23 protein-coding genes and 1 pseudogene are annotated in these 18,085 nt (G+C 70.6%); 15 read left to right on the top strand and 9 right to left on the bottom strand.

Going from position 1 to position 18,085, the window contains the following annotated elements; translation table 11 throughout:
- Positions 1 to 41: 41 nt before the first annotated feature.
- On the top strand, positions 42 to 566 hold the full coding sequence (locus KME79_RS22140; protein WP_219546119.1) for a DUF6609 family protein: 525 nt from the start codon (positions 42 to 44) through the stop codon (positions 564 to 566).
- A 34-nt stretch (positions 567 to 600) separates the two neighbouring features.
- Positions 601 to 1,548 (top strand): DNA polymerase domain-containing protein, encoded by a 948-nt coding sequence (locus KME79_RS22135; RefSeq protein ID WP_308249006.1) that lies wholly within the window; start codon positions 601 to 603, stop codon positions 1,546 to 1,548.
- Here the strand turns inward: KME79_RS22135 and KME79_RS22130 are convergent, their stop codons facing one another.
- Complete coding sequence (locus tag KME79_RS22130; protein ID WP_219546117.1) at positions 1,549 to 2,067, bottom strand: P-loop NTPase family protein; 519 nt, start codon at positions 2,065 to 2,067, stop codon at positions 1,549 to 1,551. It abuts the gene before it with no gap.
- A gap of 533 nt (positions 2,068 to 2,600) precedes the next feature.
- Between KME79_RS22130 and KME79_RS22125 the strand changes: the two genes are divergently transcribed.
- Entirely contained in the window at positions 2,601 to 3,194 is a 594-nt protein-coding gene (locus tag KME79_RS22125; RefSeq protein ID WP_246640228.1) for a hypothetical protein, read from the top strand.
- Between the two features lie 52 nt (positions 3,195 to 3,246).
- On the top strand, positions 3,247 to 3,390 hold the full coding sequence (locus tag KME79_RS45095; protein WP_246640227.1) for a hypothetical protein: 144 nt from the start codon (positions 3,247 to 3,249) through the stop codon (positions 3,388 to 3,390).
- A gap of 11 nt (positions 3,391 to 3,401) precedes the next feature.
- Here the strand turns inward: KME79_RS45095 and KME79_RS22120 are convergent, their stop codons facing one another.
- Complete coding sequence (locus tag KME79_RS22120) at positions 3,402 to 4,466, bottom strand: class III extradiol ring-cleavage dioxygenase family protein (protein WP_219546116.1); 1,065 nt, start codon at positions 4,464 to 4,466, stop codon at positions 3,402 to 3,404.
- A gap of 81 nt (positions 4,467 to 4,547) precedes the next feature.
- On the opposite strand from KME79_RS22120, the gene KME79_RS22115 reads away from it, so the two are divergent.
- From KME79_RS22115 to KME79_RS22085, 7 genes are all read left to right on the top strand, one after another.
- On the top strand, positions 4,548 to 5,066 hold the full coding sequence (locus tag KME79_RS22115; RefSeq protein WP_219546115.1) for a MarR family winged helix-turn-helix transcriptional regulator: 519 nt from the start codon (positions 4,548 to 4,550) through the stop codon (positions 5,064 to 5,066).
- Positions 5,063 to 6,061 (top strand): amidohydrolase family protein, encoded by a 999-nt coding sequence (locus KME79_RS22110; RefSeq protein ID WP_219546114.1) that lies wholly within the window; start codon positions 5,063 to 5,065, stop codon positions 6,059 to 6,061. The genes KME79_RS22115 and KME79_RS22110 overlap by 4 nt, the downstream gene beginning before the upstream one ends.
- A complete protein-coding gene (thmT, locus tag KME79_RS22105; protein ID WP_219546113.1) occupies positions 6,048 to 6,245 on the top strand; it encodes a 2-hydroxymuconate tautomerase in 198 nt (65 codons plus the stop codon). Before KME79_RS22110 ends, thmT begins: the two co-directional genes overlap by 14 nt.
- Positions 6,242 to 7,669 (top strand): aldehyde dehydrogenase, encoded by a 1,428-nt coding sequence (locus KME79_RS22100; RefSeq protein ID WP_219546112.1) that lies wholly within the window; start codon positions 6,242 to 6,244, stop codon positions 7,667 to 7,669. The genes thmT and KME79_RS22100 overlap by 4 nt, the downstream gene beginning before the upstream one ends.
- A gap of 225 nt (positions 7,670 to 7,894) precedes the next feature.
- A complete protein-coding gene (locus KME79_RS22095; RefSeq protein WP_219546111.1) occupies positions 7,895 to 8,869 on the top strand; it encodes a sigma-70 family RNA polymerase sigma factor in 975 nt (324 codons plus the stop codon).
- An 82-nt stretch (positions 8,870 to 8,951) separates the two neighbouring features.
- On the top strand, positions 8,952 to 9,722 hold the full coding sequence (locus KME79_RS22090) for an alpha/beta fold hydrolase (RefSeq protein ID WP_219546110.1): 771 nt from the start codon (positions 8,952 to 8,954) through the stop codon (positions 9,720 to 9,722).
- A gap of 108 nt (positions 9,723 to 9,830) precedes the next feature.
- On the top strand, positions 9,831 to 10,658 hold the full coding sequence (locus KME79_RS22085; protein ID WP_219546109.1) for a phosphotransferase enzyme family protein: 828 nt from the start codon (positions 9,831 to 9,833) through the stop codon (positions 10,656 to 10,658).
- A gap of 1 nt (position 10,659) precedes the next feature.
- Here the strand turns inward: KME79_RS22085 and KME79_RS22080 are convergent, their stop codons facing one another.
- The 5 genes from KME79_RS22080 to KME79_RS22060 form a co-directional block, all read right to left on the bottom strand.
- Entirely contained in the window at positions 10,660 to 11,664 is a 1,005-nt protein-coding gene (locus KME79_RS22080) for a 1-aminocyclopropane-1-carboxylate deaminase (RefSeq protein WP_219546108.1), read from the bottom strand.
- A gap of 70 nt (positions 11,665 to 11,734) precedes the next feature.
- A complete protein-coding gene (locus KME79_RS22075; protein WP_219546107.1) occupies positions 11,735 to 11,911 on the bottom strand; it encodes a hypothetical protein in 177 nt (58 codons plus the stop codon).
- Positions 11,904 to 12,500 (bottom strand): hypothetical protein, encoded by a 597-nt coding sequence (locus tag KME79_RS45090; protein ID WP_246640225.1) that lies wholly within the window; start codon positions 12,498 to 12,500, stop codon positions 11,904 to 11,906. Before KME79_RS45090 ends, KME79_RS22075 begins: the two co-directional genes overlap by 8 nt.
- Before the next feature lie 79 nt (positions 12,501 to 12,579).
- Entirely contained in the window at positions 12,580 to 13,125 is a 546-nt protein-coding gene (locus KME79_RS22065; RefSeq protein ID WP_219546106.1) for a dihydrofolate reductase family protein, read from the bottom strand.
- A gap of 55 nt (positions 13,126 to 13,180) precedes the next feature.
- Entirely contained in the window at positions 13,181 to 13,879 is a 699-nt protein-coding gene (locus tag KME79_RS22060; protein WP_219546105.1) for a helix-turn-helix domain-containing protein, read from the bottom strand.
- Between the two features lie 127 nt (positions 13,880 to 14,006).
- On the opposite strand from KME79_RS22060, the gene KME79_RS22055 reads away from it, so the two are divergent.
- Entirely contained in the window at positions 14,007 to 14,174 is a 168-nt protein-coding gene (locus KME79_RS22055; protein WP_219546104.1) for a hypothetical protein, read from the top strand.
- A 5-nt stretch (positions 14,175 to 14,179) separates the two neighbouring features.
- Here the strand turns inward: KME79_RS22055 and KME79_RS22050 are convergent, their stop codons facing one another.
- A complete protein-coding gene (locus tag KME79_RS22050) occupies positions 14,180 to 15,745 on the bottom strand; it encodes a BCCT family transporter (RefSeq protein ID WP_219546103.1) in 1,566 nt (521 codons plus the stop codon).
- Between the two features lie 100 nt (positions 15,746 to 15,845).
- On the opposite strand from KME79_RS22050, the gene KME79_RS22045 reads away from it, so the two are divergent.
- From KME79_RS22045 to KME79_RS22035, 3 genes and pseudogenes are all read left to right on the top strand, one after another.
- Complete coding sequence (locus tag KME79_RS22045; protein ID WP_219546102.1) at positions 15,846 to 16,664, top strand: inositol monophosphatase family protein; 819 nt, start codon at positions 15,846 to 15,848, stop codon at positions 16,662 to 16,664.
- Between the two features lie 267 nt (positions 16,665 to 16,931).
- Positions 16,932 to 16,979: pseudogene (locus KME79_RS47460) on the top strand (hypothetical protein); the annotation flags it as partial.
- A 27-nt stretch (positions 16,980 to 17,006) separates the two neighbouring features.
- Entirely contained in the window at positions 17,007 to 17,711 is a 705-nt protein-coding gene (locus KME79_RS22035) for a class I SAM-dependent methyltransferase (protein WP_219546101.1), read from the top strand.
- 61 nt (positions 17,712 to 17,772) lie between these two features.
- On the opposite strand, the gene KME79_RS22030 is transcribed toward KME79_RS22035, so the two are convergent.
- Positions 17,773 to 18,000, bottom strand: coding sequence for a hypothetical protein (locus KME79_RS22030; RefSeq protein WP_148036611.1), 228 nt, complete (start codon positions 17,998 to 18,000; stop codon positions 17,773 to 17,775).
- Positions 18,001 to 18,085: the final 85 nt, after the last annotated feature.

Here is an 18,085-nt window from a genome sequence, read left to right as displayed (position 1 = left end):
GTGCCAGGATGATCGAAATCCGATTTCTGGGGGAATGTCGCATGTCTCTCGCATGGTTCGCCGACACAGCCGCACACCCGTACCCGCTCATCAGGGGCGGCGGGTTATTCCTGCTGGGGGTGGGGACGGGGTTCCTGCTCAGCTGGTTGTTCCAGAAGTACTGGCTGCAGTTCCTGATCGGTGGGTTCGTGGCCGGGTTCGTCGGGAGCGGGCTGAGCGCCCTGCTGCCGAGCCTGGGCCCGCCCTCGGTGGCGCAGATCGGAGGCCTGGTGGGATCGTTCGTCCTGGAGGCCGGCCTGATCTATTGGGTGCTCACCAAGACCAAGGGGGCCGACTACCGGACCGTCATCCTGTGGATCCTGTTCGTGGTCGGAGTCCACTTCGTCCCCATGGGCCTGGCGCACGGGCCGCTGATCAGCATCCTCGGCGTCGTGACGATGGTCAACGCCTACGTCGGGCTCAGGACCGGGGCGCCGCTGCGGATGTTCGGCTTGATCGACGCCCTGCTCAAGTTCGGTTTCGGGGCCGTCATGCTGTTCGTCCATCCGGCGCTGACCTTCACCTGAGCACCGCGGATCCCACCCGGTTATCGTGGACGGGGTGACCGCTGATGAGACGCGCGACGAGGTGCGGCTGACCAATCTCGACCAGCCGCTGTTCGACGGGGCTGACGCGACCAAGCGTGATCTGGTCGACTACCTCGACGCGGTACGCGACCGCATCCTGCCCGCCCTGCGCGGGCGGGCGCTGTCGGTCATGCGGGTGCGGCCGGGGCAGGCGCCGTTCATGCAGAAGAACCTCCCCAAGTACGCCCCCTCGTGGATCCGCACGGTGACCATCTGGGCGGAGGCGTCGCACCGCCAGGTCTCCTACGCGCTCTGCGACGACCGGCGGACGCTGCTCTGGTTCGCCAACCAGCGGGCCGTCGAATACCACCCCGCCCTGCTCGTCGGCGACCACTTCACGCACCTGGTGCTCGACCTCGACCCGCCGGAGGGCGGCGACTTCTCGCTGGTGGTGCGGGCCGCCGGGCTGATCAGGGAGGCGCTCGCCCAGGCCGGGCTGTCCGGGGCGGTCAAGACCTCCGGGGCCAAGGGCCTGCACGTGTTCGTGCCGGTCGTGGCCGGGATCCCCATGGAGGACCTGGCCGCGGCCACCCGGGCCGTCGCCGCGCGGGCCGAGCGGCTCGACCCCGCCCTGGCCACCACCGCGTTCATCAGGGAAGACCGCCAGGGCAAGGTGTTCCTCGACTCGACCAGGGCCGGCGGGGCCACCGTGGTGGCCGCCTACAGCCCGCGGATCAGGCCCGGGACGCCGGTCTCGTTCCCGGTCGGGTGGGACGAGCTCGACCGGGTGACGCCGCGCGACTTCACCATCAGGACCGCCCCCGGCCTGCTGGGCGACGGCGACCCGTGGGCCGCCCACCTGCCGTCTCCCCAGTCGCTGCCCGCCGACCTGATCGAGGAGGGCCACACCATCCCGGTCGCCCGCGTCCAGGCCATGCACGAGGGCAAACGCCGGGCCGCCCGCGCCCGGCGCGGCGAGTGATCAGCCGTCCAGGACCCGCGCCAGCTCGCCGCTCGACGTGACGCGGACGAACCTCAGGTGCCCGTACGCCGGATCCACGGCGGCCTTCGCGTACCGCTCGCGGTATTCGTCATGCTTCACCCACGCCCAGCGCAGGATCGACTCGTCCTTCGTGAACAGGAACCGGAACCTCTCCCGGTTCCCGTTCCACAACTCGGCCCCGGTGGCCATCCGGCGCAGCGTCCTGACCGCGAGCCTGCGCATCACCGTGGCCCTCGGCGGATCCACCCAGACCACGGTGTCACTACGCGACCACACCAGCTCCCGCACGGCCGAGTAGTTCCCGTCGACCACCCACCCGTCGCCCGCGGTGAACGCGTCGACCTCGGCCCGGAACTCGTCCACGGGGCGCGGGGTCCAGCCCGGCATGTGGAAGATCGAGTCCAGCTCCAGCCACGGCACACTCAGCCTCCCGGCCAGCTCCGCCGCCACCGTCGACTTGCCCGACCCGGAGTTGCCCACGACAGAGATGCGACGCACCGGAAGAATGTACTCTCACCCCGCCTCCCCTGCTTCACCAGACCACGGCCCAAATGGTCTTCACTCGTCAGGCGCTCCGCGCCCCCACAGCTCAGGCGTCTCCTTTGAGGCGCCTCCGGCGCAAACCCCGCGCCTTCGGCGCCCTCGCGCGTGCCGCGGGCCGGCCGGAAACAGAGCGAGCCGGGTAAGCCCGTCTTCCGACGGCTCCCCGTCAAGGGTCCGCGCGCGTTCGTCGAATCCCACGGCCGACAGGGCACGCGAAGGCGCCGCAGGCGCTGGGGTTGCGCCGCAGGCGCCTCATCGGAGCGCCTGAGCTGAGACGGCGCGGAGCGCCTGGGGGCGAAGCCCTTCTCTACGCCCCGATTTGGGTCCGCTGGTGCGCCAGGTCCACACGGCGCGTGCGGCGTCATCTTCGAACGCGAGCGGTCCGTCAGGTGTCGCTTCCCATGTCGGCAACATGATTCATTACTTTAAGTGATTGTCATGTCACAATAAGTGGCATGCCGTCTCCCCCACACGACGCCCTCATCCAAATGATCAGTGAACGTCCCCAACTTGCCGTGGACATCCTGCGCGACCTCATGGGCGTCGACGTGCCCGCCACGCCGCTGATCCGCGTGGAAGACAGCACGTTCAACACCCGCCCCTCCGGCGACTTCGAGGCCGATCTGGTCCTCGTCATGGGCCCGCCCCAGAGCCCCGCACACGCCATCATCGTGGAGATCCAGCAGGACAAGTCCAAGGCGCCCCACCAACTCGCCCGCTACGCCGCCGCGCTGTGGCTGCTGCTCGGCTGCGACGTCACCGTCCTGGTGATCTGCCCCGACCGTGCGGCCGCCGCCTACTACGCCCAGCCGATCGACTCCGGCCTGACCGGATACCGCCTCCAGGCCCACGTGCTGGGACCGGACGACATCCCCGCCATCACCGACCCCCACCAGGCCGCAGCCCAGCCCGGACTGGCGGCCATGGCGGTCATGGTCCACGGCCGCGCCCGAGATCCGGCGCCTCCTGGAGGAGATCATGAAATCCACCACCTGGCCCGTCTACAGCCCTTTCGCGCGCGAACACTTCGGCCGCGGCCTCGAAGAAGGCCAAGCCCGAGGCAAAGTCGAGGGCAAAGCTGAAGGTAAGGCTGAAGGCAAGGCAGAAGGCAAGGCGGAAGAGGCCGCACGCCTGGTGCTGCTGCTCCTGGAAACCCGCGGCCTCGACATCCCGGACGACACCCGGGCCCGCATCACCGCCTGCACCGACCTCGACCAGCTCGAAACCTGGGCCACCCGGGCCATCACCGTCCAGACCCTCGACGACCTGTTCGACTGACCCGGCAGGCGTCACCGGTAGACCGCGAAGACCTTGTTCGAGTTGAACACCTCGGTCTCCACGAACGCCGACCACTGCGGCACCGGCCGGCCGAGCGCCTCCATGGCCGCCACCAGGGGGAACCAGTTGAGCAGCTCGTGCTGCCCCGCCGCCTCGACGTCCGCCAGCGTGGTGGCGCGCCACACGTCCAGGTCACCCTTGACGAGGGCCTCGTACAGGCGGGCGTCGGCGGGCGTGTCGGGCCACATCCGCCAGGTGCGGTCGCACAGGAAGGCGTGCGACCAGCTGGAGGAGGCGAGCAGCGCGATCCGCCACGGCGACTCGGCGCAGAGCCGCGCCACCTCGGCCCCGACCTGCATCAGCCGGGCGGGCGACGGCGACGGCGGGTCCAGCTCGCGCTGGTCCCCGATCTCGCTCATGAAGCCGCGGTAGCTGACGACCCGCCGGCCGTAGCAGTTGATGGGGAACGGGATGACCGGGTAGTCGAAGCCGGTGCGGTGGTAGTCCAGATAGAGGATGGCGTTGAGGAACGCGTGCGGCAGCCCCGGATGGTGCGCCTGCTTGTAGGCGTAGGCCACGTCGACGCCGCGTTCCAGCAGCCCGGAGGCGAGATGCCGGGCGATGTCGGGCCGGCCGCGCACCCGGAAGGTGGTGTCGTACGGCTCGTCCCACACGTTCGGCTTGCCCTGCATGTCCGCCGAGTAGCCGGCCTGCGCCCAGGGCCGGAGCTCCAGGTCGGGGTAGGCGAGCACCGCGTAGGGCGGGATGAGGTCCTCGTGGAAGTTCTCGTACTGGTCGTCGCCCCAGATCAGGACGGCGTCGGGATTGAAGTCGTCGATGGCGGCCCGTACCTGCTCGAAGCCCTTGATCAGGGCCTCGCGGTGCTCCGCGGCACCGGTGGCGCCGCCGTCGTCGCCCCACTCGCGGCGGGCGTTATCGGTCCAGTTGGCGGGGTCCTTCACCTCGGCGGGGATGCCGGGGTCGGCCATGGTGCGCCGTAAGAGGCCGGCCATGTCCGCATCCGTGCCGCTGAAGGGAGGGTAGTGCGTGACGCCGACGCCCAGGACTTCGCCCATTCCGGGCCCTCCAGGATTTCGAAGTGGATCTGTATTATCATCCACCATAAATATCTACGTTTCGAATAACCAGGGGGCCGCGTGGCCGAAGAGCCCGGTTTCCAGGACGTCGAGTGGCAGGTCGCCCGCGCGGCGGACGAGCACGGCCCGGAGTTCGACCCCGACCTGCTGAAGCTCACCCTCACTCTCTACCGCGCGATGTCGTCGTTCGACCGGGCCGGCACCGCCGAGCTGGCGCCCCACGGGCTGACAGTAAGCCAGCTCAACATCCTCACCGTCCTGCACCGCGCCGACCGGCCGCTCAACATGGGCGAGCTGGCCCAGGCCATCTCGGTGCGCCCGGCCAACCTGACGAGCGTGGTCGACGGGCTGGTGGCGCGGTCGTACGTGGAACGGCGGGTCAACCCCGGCGACCGCCGCTCGTTCCTGGTGGCCAACACGGAGGCGGGCGAGCGGTTCCTGGCGGGGTTCCTGCCGTCCCACTGGCGCTACCTGGACGCGATCGCCTGGCAGCTCAGCGGCGACGAGCGCCGCACGCTGACCGCGCTGCTGGCCAAGCTGCGCGGGTCCATCGAGACCGCCCAGGTGGTGGCGCCGTGACCGTCGACGTCCACACGCACGCGATCCCGCGCGACCTGCCGCGCCTGTCCGAGAGGTATGCGGGAGCCTGGCCCGGCCTGCGGGCCACCGGACCGTGCACGGCCGACCTCCAGCTGGGCGGCCGGTTCTTCCGCGCCCTCGACGACCGCTGCTGGGACAGCGGGCGGCGGCTCGCCGACATGGCGGCCGAAGGCGTGACCTCCCAGGTGGTGTCCCCGATCCCGGTCACGTTCGGCTACGGACTCCCGGTCGACGGCGCGATCGAGCTCTCCCGCGCGCAGAACGAGTGGATCGCCGGTCTCGTCGCCGCCGAGCCCCGCCGCTTCACCGGGCTCGGCACGGTGCCGCTGCAGGAGCCGGACGTCGCCGCCGCCATGGTCGGCGAGTGCGTCGACGGGCTCGGGCTGGCCGGCGTCGAGATCGGCACCAACGTCGACGGCCGCCCGCTCGACGACCGGGCGCTGGACGTCTTCTACGCGGCCGTCGCCGAACGCGACGCGGTGCTGTTCGTGCACCCCTGGCAGGTGCTGGGCGCCGACCGGCTCGGCGCGCACGGGCTGCTGTACGCGGTCGGCATGCCGGCCGAGACCGCCGCCGCGGCCGCCACGCTCATCCTCGGCGGCGTCCTGGACCGGCACCCGGGCCTGCGGGTCGTGCTCGCGCACGGCGGCGGCGCGCTGCTCGCCATGCTGCCGCGCATCGAACGGTGCGTGGCCATGCTCCCCGGCGTCCGGGCGCCCGAACGACCGGTGCGGGAGTATCTGCGCCGGTTCTGGTACGACTCGCTCGTCTACGACCCCGGCACGCTGCGCACGCTCGTCGAGACCGTCGGCGCCGACCGCGTCATGGTCGGCACCGACTACCCCTTCCCCATCGCCGAACGCCCCGCCGGAGCCGCCCTGGCCCCGGCCGGCCTCGCCCCCGACCAGGAACGTGCGGTCCGCACCGGGACCGCCGCCGACCTCTTCCCAGGTGGTGTCCATGCCTCTCGTTGAAGTCACACTCATCCAGGGCCGTCCGGCCGAGAGCATCCGCGCGCTGATCTCCAACGTCACCGAGGCCGTCGTCGCCTCCGTCGGCTCACCCGAGGAGAGCGTCCGCGTGATCGTACGGGAGATCCCGCCGACCCACTGGGCCGCCGGCGACGTCACGATCGCCGAGAGGGGGCCGCGCTCATGACCGGCTTCTACGGTCACGTCATCGACGGCGAGGAGACCGGATCCCTCGACGGGCGTCGGATGCCCAGCGTCGACCCGTGGACGCGGGAACCGTGGGCCGAGGTGGCGCTCGGCGGGGCCGACGACGCCGCGCGGGCGGTGGCGGCGGCCCGGCGGGCGTTCGACGAGGGGCCGTGGCCCCGGATGGGGTTCGCCGAGCGCGGCAGGCTCCTGCACCGGCTCGCCGACCTCGTCGAGGAGCACCGCGCCGAGCTGAGCCTGGCCGACACCCGCGACATGGGCAAACCGGTCGCCCAGAGCGGCCACGACGTGCTGCGCGCCGCCGCCAACCTCCGCTTCTTCGCCGACCACGCCCGCCTGTCGACCGGGCAGGCGCTGCCGATGGACTCCGGCCACCACGCCTACACCCGCTACGAGCCCGCAGGCGTCGCCGCCGCCATCGCGCCGTGGAACTTCCCGCTCATGCTGGAGTCGTGGAAGATCGCCCCCGCGCTGGCCTGGGGCAACACGGTCGTGCTCAAGCCCGCCGAGGACACGCCGGTCTCCGCCACGCTCCTGGCCAGGCTCGCGCTCGAAGCCGGGCTGCCGCCGGGCGTGCTCAACGTCGTGCACGGCTACGGCCCCGACTCCGCCGGCCAGGCGCTCACCGAGGACCCGCGGGTCGACCGCGTCACGTTCACCGGCGAGTCCGCGACCGGCCGCGCCATCACCCGCGCCGCCGCCGCCAACCTCACCCCGGTCAGCCTGGAGCTCGGCGGCAAGGGTGCCAACCTGGTGTTCGCCGACGCCGACCTCGACAACGCCGTCCACTGGTCCGCCGAGGCGATCTTCCGCAACGCCGGCCAGGTGTGCCTGGCCGGCAGCAGGCTCTTCGTCGAGCGGGCCGTCTACGGCGAGTTCCTGGACCGGTTCGTCAAGAAGGCCGAGTCGCTCCGCACCGGCGACCCCAAGGACCCGGCCACCGAACTCGGCCCGCTCGCCAGCGAGTCCCACTTCGCCAAGGTCCGCTCGTACGTCGAGGACGCGCCCGGCACGATGCTGACCGGCGGGCTCGGCGACGGCTGGTCGGTCCGGCCGACCGTGCTCGCGGACGTCGACCCGTCCGCCCGCCACTGGCGCGAGGAGATCTTCGGCCCGGTGGTCGTCGTCCAGCCCTTCGACACCGAGGCCGAGGCCGTCAGCGCGGCCAACGCGACCCGTTACGGGCTGAACGCCATGCTGTTCACCGAGAACGTCAACCGCGCCCACCGCGTCTCGGCGGCGCTCCGCGCGGGCACGGTCTGGCTCAACTGCTTCTTCATCAGAGACCTGCGGGCCCCGTTCGGCGGCGTCGGCGACTCGGGCATCGGCCGGGAGGGCGGCGACTTCAGCCGCGAGTTCTTCACCGAGCCGAAGGCGGTGGTCATGCAGATCGCGGACGCGTGAATCGTCGTACGCGTGTGGGAGCCTTGCCGGCCGCACCCACAGCGTGATCATGGGCGCGGGCGCCTGTCTCGGCGAGATGCTCGTACGCGACCACGGGTGGCGATGGCGGTACGACACCGACCGGCAGGGCCGGCGAGGCGCGCGAGGTCAAGCCGCCGCAGTGGCGGCGGTTGAGAGGGAAGCGGCCTCGCGGAGTTGTCGGAGGGCGGCGGTAGCCTCGCGGGCATGGGTGAGCCAGAAGCATCGGATCTGCTGGAGCAGCACCGGATCGCCCTGACGGGTTACTGCTACCGGATGCTCGGGTCGCCGTTCGAGGCGGAGGACGCGGTGCAGGAGACCCTGGTGCGCGCCTGGCGGAGTCTCGACCGGTTCGACGAGAGCCGGGCGCCGATGCGGTCGTGGCTCTACGCCATCGCCACCAACGTCTGTCTCGACCTGCTGCGGGGCGCGCGGCGCCGGGCCCGGGCGATCGACCTCGGCCCGTCCGCGCAGGCCGGGCCCGACCTCGGTGAGCCGCTCCCCCACAGCGCGTTCGTCGAGCCGGTCCCCGACGGCCGCGTGCTGCCGGCCGGCGGCGATCCGGCGGAGCTGGCCGCGCGGCGTGACACGATCCGGCTGGCGTTCGTCGCCGCGCTGCAGCAACTGCCGCCCCGGCAGCGGGCGGTGCTGATCCTGCGCGACGTGCTGTGCTGCAGAGCTGACGAGGTCGCCCGGCTGCTCGACACCTCCGTCGCGTCCGTCACCAGCGCGCTGCAACGCGCCCGGTCGAAGCTGCGGGCCGCCTCCGTGAGCCCCGACGAGCCCCACCCTCCGCTCGACCAGGCGCAGCGGCGGCTTCTCGCCCGTTACTGCGACGCCTTCGAGCGGTACGACGTCGAGGCCATGGTGGCGCTGCTGCACGAGGACGTCGTCATGTCGATGCCGCCGTTCCGGTGGTGGCTGCGCGGGCGGGCGGAGATCCGCCGGACGCTGCTCGCCGCCGGGCATCCCTGCGCGGGCGCACGCCTCGTGCCGACCGCGGCCAACGGCTCGCCCGCGTTCGCCCAGTATCTGCCGGGACCTGACGGCAGGCTTGAGCGGTTCGCGCTGGTGACCCTCACCCTGTCCGGCGGGCTGATCACGGAGGTGACGACCCACCTCGACGCCGACCGGCTGTTCCCGCTGTTCGGCCTGCCCGGTGTGCTGGAAACCGTGTCCTGAGGCGATGAGTTTCCGCCCTCCGCGCCGTATGACCTGTGTACCCCGGTGACGGTCACCGGGGCGGCGACGAAGGGACGACCCGATGGCGGGCTATGTGGACGTGAACGGCGTGCGCACCTGGTACGACGAGCGCGGCGAAGGGGAGCCGCTGGTGCTGCTGCACGGCGGTTTCTCCGACAGCAGGGACTTCCACGGCAACCTCGGCGCGCTGGCCGGCCGTTTCCGGGTGCTGCTGCCCGAACGCCGCGGCCACGGTCACACGGCCGACGTGCCGGGGCCGATCACGGTCGAGTTGATGGCGCAGGACACCATCGCGTTTCTGGACGAGGTCGTCGGCGGGCCGGTGCGGCTCGTCGGCTACAGCGCCGGTGCGACCGTGGCGCTGTGGGTGGCCGTGCGCCGCCCCGACCTCGTCGACCGGCTTGTCCTGATCAGTGGCGCCTTCGACATGGAGGGCATGATCGTGCGGCCCTCCGGTGAGGGGCCGCTGCCTCCGCCCCTGGTGGAGGCGTACGCGGAGGTGTCCCCTGACGGCGCCGGCCATCTCCCGGTGGTGGTGGCCAAGATCGTGCGGGCGGTGGCCGAGGAACGCGGGCTGAAGCCGGCTGATCTCGGTGCCGTGACCTGTCCGGCGCTGGTCATGGCCGCCGACGACGACATCGTGACGCTGGAGCACACCGTGGAGCTGTACCGGAGCCTGCCCGACGGATATCTGACCGTCGTCCCCGGCACGTCCCACACCCTCCTCCAGGAGAAGCCCGACTGGTGCACCAGAGTGGTCGAGGACTTCCTGACCACCGGCCCCCAGCCCACCTGGATGCCTCTCCGAAGGTCACCGGCAAGCCCCAGGTGATCTCCCGTACCGACGCCACCCTGGGCAGCCGCTAAACCGCTTTTTCCGCGTCGGGGGCCGTTGGTAGGGTGCCCGGGTTGCACCGCTTGGGGAGGATGGCTCGCGACGATGCAGACAGCAGATGCCACGCGTGCGGTGGCCGCGGCCACGTCGGTCGCCTCGTCACTCGGCCTGACGGCGGACGACGCGATCGTTCTGCACGACTCGAACGCGCTCACCCTGCGTCTGCTGCCCTGTGACGTCGTGGCCCGGGTGGCGCCCGTGGCGCAGCCGGTCGCGCGGTTCGAGGTCGAGCTCGCGCAACGGCTCGTCGACGCAGGGTGCCCGGTGGCCGCGCTCGACCCCCGGGTGGAGCCACGCGTCCATGAGCGTGACGGTTTGATGGTCACGCTGTGGACCTACCACGAACCTGTGTCACGCCGGGAGATCCCACCGGCCGACTACGCCGACGCGCTCGGGCGGCTGCATGCCGGCATGCGCAAGCTCGACGTCCCGGCGCCGCACTTCACGGACCGGGTCGAGCAGGCTCAGCGACTCGTGGCGAGCCGCGACCGTACTCCGGCGCTCGCCGACGCCGACCGGGAGCTGCTCGCCGGCACGCTGAGCAGCCTGAAACGGGCGATCGGCGAACGCGGCGGCGCCGAGCAGCTGCTGCACGGCGAGCCGCACCCGGGCAACGTGCTCACCACGAGGAGCGGCCTGCTGTTCGTCGACCTCGAGACGTGCTGCCGCGGACCTGTCGAGTTCGACCTCGCCCATGCGCCCGAAGAGGTCGGCGAGCACTACCCGGGTGTCGACCAGGACTTGCTGCGCGAGTGCCGGATCCTCATGCTGGCGATGATCACAACCTGGCGCTGGGATCGGGGCGACCAGCTCCCCGACGGACGCCGGCTGGGCATGGAGTGGCTCGGACAGATCCGCGCGGCGCTCGCGTGAGTCAAAAGGCTCCACTGTAGGCGTTGAGTGCGGGCTGGCCGCCGAGGTGGGCGAACAGGACGTTGGAATCCTTGGGGATGTCGCCGTTCCGTACGAGGTCGATGAGCCCGGCCATGGACTTGCCCTCGTAGACGGGGTCGAGGATCACCCCTTCCAGGCTCCCGGTGAGCCGGATGGCGTCGGTCGTAGACCGTACGGGAACGCCGTAGAGGTCGCCCGCCCATCCCTGCAGCAGCGTGATCTCGTCGTCGCGCAGGTCGCGGCCCAGGCCGATCAGCTCGGCGGTGGCGCGGGCGATCTTCTCCACCTGGGCCCGCGTCTCGGCGGGCTTGGCGGAGGCGTCGATGCCCAGGACGCGGCGCGGGCGGTCCTGGCCGGCGAAACCGGCGATCATCCCGGCCTGGGTGCTGCCGGTCACGCTGCACACCACGATGGTGTCGAAGAAGACGCCCAGCTCGCGCTCCTGCTGACGTACCTCGTACGCCCAGTTGGCGAAGCCGAGCCCGCCGAGCGGGTGGTCGGAGGCGCCCGCCGGGATGGCGTACGGGGTCCCGCCCGAGGATCGGACGCCTTCGATGGCGTCGGTCCAGCTGTCCTTGTAGCCGATGCCGAACTCGGCCTCCACGAGCCGGACCTGCGCGCCCATGATCCTCGACAGCAGGATGTTGCCCACCTTGTCGTTGACCGCGTCGGGCCAGTCGACCCAGCTCTCCTGTACGAGGACGGCCTTCAGCCCGAGCTTGGCCGCCACCGCCGCGACCTGCCTGGTGTGGTTGGACTGCACGCCGCCGATGGTCACCAGCGTGTCGGCGCCCTGCCGGAGCGCGTCGGGGATCAGGTACTCCAGCTTGCGGGTCTTGTTGCCGCCGAAGGCCAGGCCGCTGTTGCAGTCTTCGCGCTTGGCCCAGATCCGCGCCCCGCCCAGCTGGTCGCTGAGCCGCTCCAGCGGGTGGACGGGGCTGGGGCCGAAGGTCAGGGGGTAGCGCTCGAAGTCGTCGATGGACACGCCGCAGCTCCTCGGGTTGGCGATGTGCAATATATTGCATGCATCATTCGGCCAACTGTCAAGAGCGGTCTCACTCCCGCAGGATGGCCCAGAGCAGGTAGACGACGCACAGGAGCCCGGGAACGGCCAGGAAGAGGACGATGACGGCGGGCAGTTCCGCCCAGCCCACCAGGCAACTCAGGGTCACCGAAGTCACCAGGCCGATCATGGCGACGGATCGGTACCGGTCCTGTTCTGGTTCAGTCACTGTCTCGTCCTTTCGGGGGGCGGATCGGGTCAGAGCAGTGGCCTGATCTCGCCGTACGCGCGGTAAAAACCGCCGCGGCCGGCGAGCGCACGCCGTCGACCAGGTAGCGGGCGCCCGCTTCGCGGATGTCCTTCGGGAACTGTACGTTCCCCGACTCGTAGCCGGGGCTGACCACGCGGACCCGGAGCCGCTCGCCGTCCCTGACGCACTCCACCACCACGCCGTCGCCCTTGGCCAGGCGGTGCACGGTGCGGCGGGCCGTGCCTGCGTAGATCCAGAAGTCGTCGGCCACGATGCACTTGACGCCGTCGGGCAGCCGGAAGCGGCCGGTCACGGTGCCGGAGTGGGTGACGGTGCAGACGTCGCCTCGCTGGTTGCCGACCCAGCAGCGCTCGCCGTCCACGAAGATGCCGAACGCGGGCGCGCCGCTGTCGAAGCGCCACAGGACCGGCGCCTGCCGGGCGGTCGAGCGGGTGCTGGCGATGGCGCGGCGGGTCACGGCCCGGCGCTGCCGCACCCCGCGCACGGCGGGCGCGTAGCCCTCGCGGGTCTTCTCGCCAATCTTCTTCGCCGTCTGGCCGGCCTTCATGTCCGTGCTTCTCCAGGCTCGCCGGGCTTGATCAATGGCTGGAGACTAGAGCACCTGGGCGACAGAAACGGCGACGACGTCAGTCGGTGTCCGGGACGTAGGTCAGGTCGAGGACCCCGGTCTGGAACGTCTGGGACTCGACCAGCTTGAGCGGGTGGGTCGGGGTGTCCTCGAACAGCCGCTGGCCGCGGCCGACGACGATCGGGTGGACGAGCAGCTTCAACTCGTCGAGCAGCCCGTTCGCGAGAAGCCACCGCACGGTCGTCGCGGAGCCGGACATCTGGATGTCGCCGTCGAGCCGCTCCTTGAGTTCGCGAAGCCCGGCCGCGACGTCGCCGCCGATGACCGTGGTGTTGTTCCAGTCGGCCTTCTCCAGGGTGCTCGACACGACGTACTTGGGGGCGGCGTTGAAAAGCGCGGCGATCTCCTGGTCCTGGTCGGTCGTGGTCCAGTAGGCCGACGACTCCTCGTACAGCTTGCGGCCCATCAGCATCGCCGCCTGGCTCTGCAGGCCCGCCTGGACCACGGCGCCCATCTCGTCGTTCCAGTACGGGAAGTGCCACTGGTCCGGCGACTCCACCACGCCGTCCAGCGAGATGAAGAAGTTGGAAATGATCTTCGCCATGACTCTGCTCCTCTGTCGTTCGGATCGACAGTGGAGACTAGGCGCGAAGGGACGCTCAGGTCTTGTACAGAAGCGACAGCGGCTCCGACGGGTCGCTCAGCCGCGTGGCGGTCCGCCCGATGTAGCGCGAGAGCGACCGCACCAGGTGCGGCTGGTCGAAGTATCCGAGCCGGTCGATCACGTCGGGGATCGGCACCTCCTCCTGGATCAGGACGGCCGCCCGCCTGGCCCGGTCGATCTGCCGGATGGCGCCGCGGGTGAGCCCGGTGGCCGCCACGAACCGCCGCTGGATCGTGCGCTCGGACAGGTCCGGCGACGCGCCGCGGAGCACCTCGGCGACGATCGGGTCGCGCTCCAGCACGCCCTCACGGACCATCCGCCGTACGAACGACTCCGCGTTGTCGTAACCGGGGAGATGCCAGGCGGACCCCTTCAGCCAGAACGACCTGCGCGTCACCTCGGGGATCTCCACATCGAGGTCGACGAGCCGGTGGAAGGGCAGGTGCGGCATCAACGTGCCGGCGGAGAAGACGATCCCGAAGAACGTGGCGTCCTCGGGCACCGGAGCCCGGCTCGCCCGCGTCTCCGGCCCCCGGACCGAGACGCTGACCCGGCCGCGTTCCTCCCAGAGGACCAGCTCCCCATGGGCCGTGGCCACCGACGTCATCCGTTCGAGCCCGTCGCCGCTGCTGCTCCGCCACACCCGCTCGATGTACGGCGAATCGGACGGCCGGCTCTCGACCTCCAGACCCATCCGCGTCGACCTCCTCCCTGGGCAGCCGCTTCCACAGTACGACGTCACGGATCCCGCGCAGCCGCACACCGTGGTCGCCGCCTGGTCGAGGAGTACGGTGTGCGGGGCTTCACGTTCCCACCCCAGCGTGCCGCAGCTCGTCCGGCAGGCGAACTCGCTGTTGAGCTCCGACCACAACCTGATCACGCCGGACCGGTGGCCGGCCGACTTCGCCGAGCTGGAGATCAACGACGAGGTGAGGTCACTGGTCATGAAGGACGACGCCGCCCGGCTGCTCCGGCTCCACCAGGACTGACCCGTTCACTCGTCCTCGCCGCCGACCCGGCGGAACGCGCCCGGCAGGCCGCGCGGGGCGCGGCGCGGCAGCGGCCCCGCGCCGGGGTCCTCGCGCAACTCCTTCACCAGCGCCAGGCAGAGCAGGAGCATGACGATCATGAACGGCAGCGCGACCACGATCGTCGCCTGCTGCAGCGCCGTCAGGCCCCCGGCCAGCAGCAGCGCCAGCGCGACCACCCCGACCAGCACGCCCCACATCACCACCAGGAGCCGGGAGGGATCGAGCGAGCCCCGGGAGGAGAGCGACCCGAGCACCAGAGAGGCCGAGTCCGCGCTGGTCACGAAGTAGAGCCCGACGAGCAACACCACGAGCACGGTGGAGAGCAGGGCGAGCGGCAGCTGGTCGAGGAGGGCGAACAACGCCGCCTCGGCGCCTTGCGCGATCTCCGCCGTGAAGTCCGCCGTACCCGACAGTTGCATCCAGACGGCGCTGCCGCCGCTGATCGAGAACCACAGCAGGCTGGCGCCGGACGGGACGAGCAGCACGCCGATGACGAACTCGCGGATGGTGCGGCCCCGTGAGATCCGGGCGATGAAGGCGCCCACGAACGGCGCCCAGGACATCCACCACGCCCAGTAGAAGAGAGTCCAGGTGCCGAGCCAGGCCTTGTCGACGAACGCGCCCGTACGGGACGACATCGCGAGCAGGTCGTTCAGGTAGCCGCCGAGCGAGGCGGGGATCAGGTTGAGTATCGCCACTGTCGGGCCGAACAGGAAGATGAACACCGCCAGCACGGCCACCAGGTAGACGTTGACCGTGCTGAGCACGCGTACGCCGCGGTGCACCCCGGTGAACGCCGAGAGGACGAACGCGCCTGTCAGCACGACGATGACGCCCACCTCCAGCCGCCGCCCGCTGACCCCGAACAGCTCGTTCAGGCCGTACTCCACCTGGAGCGCCCCCAGGCCCAGGCTGGTCGCGGTGCCGAAGGCCGTGGCCAGGATCGCCAGCAGATCCAGCGCCCGCCCCACCATCGGCCTGGACCGTCCGCCGAACAGCGGGGTGAACGCCTCGCTGAACCGGTTGCCCCGCCCCATGCGGAAGGTGGAGTAGGCCAGCGCCATGCCGGTGACGGCGTAGATGGCCCACGGGTGCAGGGCCCAGTGGAACAGGGAGTACTCCATCGCCGTCCGCGCGGCCAGGGGCGAGCCCGCCTCGATGCCCAGGCCGGGCGGCGGGCTGAGCATGTGCGTGATCGGCTCGGCGACGCCGTAGAACATCAGCCCGATGCCCATCCCGGAGCTGAACATCATCGCCGTCCAGGCCAGGTTGCTGAACTCCGGGACGTCGTCATCCTTGCCGAGCCGGATCCGCCCGTACCGGCTGAGCGCGAGCACCACGGCCAGGATCAGGAAGAAGTCGGCGGCCACCACGAACAACCAGCCGAAGTTGCCCACCACCCAGCCGAGCGCGGCGTCCCCGGCCACGGTGAGGGACTCGGTGAAGACCGCCCCCCACAGGACCACCGCCAGCAGCAACCCGACGGCGACGGCCAGCAGCGGGAGATCGGGCCTCTGCCGGCGCATCATGCCTCCAGGATCACTACTCTCGGTGAGATCAGTAATCCCCTCCGTCAATACCCCTAACCCCGCTCCACCCCCGCTCGGATACCCCGCCTATCCTGCACGCGTGCTGATCACAGACGAGGAAGTGGCCGTCAAGGCGGCGCAGGCCGGAGCGGCCGTCGTGGCGGCCCGATACGGCGCGCCGCTGGCGCGCTTCCCGAAATCCGGGGGCGACTTCGCCACGTCCGCCGACCTCGAAGCGGAGCAGGCCATCCTGGACGTCATCCGTACGGCTCGGCCGGACGATTCCGTCACCGGTGAGGAAAGCGGCCGCACGGGTTCAGGAGCCGCGGAGCGCATGTGGCTGGTCGACCCCCTGTGCGGCACGCTGAACTACGCCGCGCGGAACATGCTGGTGGCGGTGAACGTCGCCCTGCGGGTGGGCCCGGACGTCACGGTGGCGGCCTCGGCCGATCCGTTCGCCGGCGAAGTCTTCCGGACGGACGGCGCTCACGCGTACCTCCGCCACGACGGCGTGGACGAGCGGCTCACACCGTCGCCCGACACGCGCCTGGTCGACGTCAACCTCGACCCGCCGTTCCCGAACGAACCGGCCTTCCTGGCTGTGCGACTGCTCGCCGAGCCCGCGTTCGCCGAGCGGTTCCGCCCCCGCGTCGTCTCCACGACCCTCGCCGTGGCGTGGGTCGCCGCCGGCCGGCGAGCCGCGTACGTCACCGACGGCCATCTCCAGGACAGCGTCCACTTCGCCGCCGGGATCGCGCTGTGCCGGGCCGCCGGATGCATGGTGACCGACCTGCACGGCCGGCCGCCCCACACCGGCGCCGGCGGCCTGGTCGCGGCCGCCGACGAAGAGACGCACGCCGCCTTGCTGGAACTGATCGCCGCCCAGTTCCCACCGCCTACGGCCGGCACCGGACCATGAAGACGCCCACCTCATCCGCGGACTCATTCGTCAGAGACTGTGGCCGACCGGCGTCCTCACTGAAGATCAACGCTGGGAAGAGTGGTTCGCGCATCACGACGTCCCGGAGGAGGAGTGGGATGAGGGCGCCTATCTCTCCAACCCCGACGGGGTAGGTCCTGACTTGTCCTTCCTGCAGGTGCCGGAGTCGAAGGCGGTCAAGAACCGGCTTCACCTGACCGCCGAGGGCGCGACGGTGATCCGCCAGGACGACCTGCGGGACCGGATCACGTGGTGATGGCCGACCCTGAGGGAAACGAGTTCTGCCTGGTCTGACGCGAGGGCGGAGTAGCGTGGCCCGCCATGACCGACTTCGTCTCCCTTCCCTTCTATGACCTGTTCCACGAGAACGAGCACGGGGCCGAGGTCCGCCGGAAACTGCCTCCGCTTCTCTCCGGCGTACGGCGGAGCATCCTGGAGATCGGTGCCGGAACCGGGCTGATCACCACGTCGCTGGCCGACTCGACACCGGCCGAGATCTTCGCGCTGGAGCCCTCGGCCGGCATGCGCGGGATGTTGCTGTCGCGGCTGAACGCGCGCCCGGAACTGCTGGAACGCGTGACCGTGCTCTCCTGTGACGCGCTGAGCCTGGACCTGGACGAGCCGGTCGAGGCCATGGTGATGATCAGAGTGATGTACGCCCTGGAACCGGACTATCGCCGACGACTCTGGCCCGTGCTGGCGGCACATCTGGAACCGGGCGGCCTGCTGATCTTCACCTGGCGCGACGGCGGCCCTCCGGCCCCGTCCCCCCTCCGGGAGCTGGAGTCACGCCAGGTGGGCCGGCACACCTACACGGTCCTGTCAGAGATCATCGAGTCGAGCGGGGAAGCCTGCAAGGCCCGTTACCTCTATCGGGTCACCGAGGGCGACAAGGTGCTCAGCGAGGAGGAGATCGTCGGCAACGCCTACCGTCCTGTGCGGGAGGTGATCCAGGAGGAGCTGGTCACGGCGGGTTTCGCCCAGGCGGACGCGCCTGAGGGGCTCCTCGCCTGGCGGCTCACCTGAGTCGGGCGGAACACGACATGGCTGCCGGGCTCAGGTCCGGCAGCTTCTCCTCCATTGGGACTCAGAGCTTGTAAAGCTTGTTGAACGGTGTAGTGATCCGCTCCTGGCGCGATCCGAAATCGACGAACACGGCGATCTCGTCTTCCACGGCGATGACGACGCCGAGACCGTACCGATCGTGGGTCACTCGGTCGTCCACGCTGAACCGCTCGACAGGCGGGGCGGGAGGCCGGGGCTTGAAGGGACTTGTGGGCAGGTGGCGATGGGACGCACCGCTGGCTGGCTTCATCCCCTCCAGTATGTGCCGCCCGTGAGAACGCTCGCCACCGGGGGACTGAAATCGTCCAAAATGATCAAGATCTTCCCGGCGCTGG

Origin of the sequence: Nonomuraea harbinensis (genome assembly GCF_019396385.1) — a bacterium.
Lineage (GTDB): Bacteria > Actinomycetota > Actinomycetes > Streptosporangiales > Streptosporangiaceae > Nonomuraea > Nonomuraea ferruginea.
The sequence above is the reverse complement of the archived record's forward strand: the minus strand, read 5'-3'. Positions and strand labels throughout refer to the sequence as shown.